Genomic DNA, 702 nt, shown 5'->3' on the forward strand with positions numbered 1-702 from the left:
TTCCCCGCCCGCGTCCGGCGCAGCACCCGCAGCGAGTCGGTCGCGGAGACCTCCGTGAAGGCGCCGGAGTCGAGGGCCCGGAGGTAGATCCGGTAGGGCGCCTGACCGGTGAACTCGTCCTCAGGGTCCGGGAATACGTCATGGATGACGAGCAGCCCGCCCTCGGCCACGTGCGGGGCCCAGCCCTCGTAGTCGGCGTTCGCGTGCTCGTCGGTGTGGCCGCCGTCGATGAAGACGAGCCCGAGCGCAGTCCCCCAGACCTTCGCGATCTGCGGCGACCGCCCGACCAGAGCGACGACGTGCTCCTCCAGCCCGGCCCGGTACAGGGTCCTGCGGAAGGTCGGCAGCGTGTCCATCACCCCGAGCTCGGGGTCCACGGTCTCCGGATCGTGGTACTCCCACCCCGGCTGCTGCTCCTCACTGCCGCGGTGATGGTCGACGGTCAGCGCGACGACCCCGGCCTCCCGGGCCGCGTCCCCGAGCAGGATCGCCGAACGACCGCAGTACGTGCCGACCTCCAGCAACGGCAGCCCGAGCCGCCCGGCGTTCAGCGCGGCCTCGTACAGGGCGAGGCCCTCACCCAGGGGCATGAATCCCTTGGCGGCCTCGAAGGCAGCGAGGATCTCGGGCTTGGGCGCCGCGGCCATGGGGTGTTCCTTCCAGTCGTCCGGTACGGGAAGCCTAAGGGGACGGGAGATTGCG

At 71.4% G+C, this 702-nt stretch carries 1 protein-coding gene; it reads right to left on the reverse strand.

The genetic code is table 11. The features are described from left to right. On the reverse strand, nt 1-647 hold a 647-nt coding region (locus EHS43_RS45515), incomplete at its 3' end, for a class I SAM-dependent methyltransferase (protein WP_148104381.1). Nucleotides 648-702: the final 55 nt, after the last annotated feature.

The organism is Streptomyces sp. RP5T (assembly GCF_003933965.1).
Classification (GTDB): Bacteria; Actinomycetota; Actinomycetes; order Streptomycetales; family Streptomycetaceae; genus Streptomyces.